Source organism: Tritonibacter sp. SIMBA_163 (assembly GCF_046535935.1).
Lineage (GTDB): Bacteria > Pseudomonadota > Alphaproteobacteria > Rhodobacterales > Rhodobacteraceae > Epibacterium > Epibacterium scottomollicae.
Genome location: NZ_JAWJBP010000693.1, coordinates 1 through 261, shown reverse-complemented (window position 1 = coordinate 261; position 261 = coordinate 1). Strand labels below are relative to the sequence as shown.

Below are 261 nucleotides of genomic sequence, written 5' to 3'. Positions count from 1 at the left end.
CTGGATGGCACTGGGGTTGCTCAGAGTGCCGGTAGGTGTGCTCGTCGTGTGGGCATCGCTTGCCATCGCATCGCCAATTGCCGCAGCGGTATGCCACGGCATTCAGCGGGCGCTTCACCGTTACCAGCCTTTTAAACGCCGCTGTTTGCTAGGGGCAACGGTGGTGGTAGCGGAGCGGGAAAACGACGAATACGCTACCGCGACGCTGCTAAACGAGCCCAACAGTGCGGTTAGGCTGCACTGCAAAGCCGGAGATTGCCC

Annotated in this window: 1 protein-coding gene; it reads left to right on the top strand. The window is 60.9% G+C overall.

Going from position 1 to position 261, the window contains the following annotated elements:
• Nucleotides 1-261: hypothetical protein (locus R0J92_RS24095; protein WP_411053537.1), on the top strand; the 261-nt coding region annotated here is incomplete at both ends.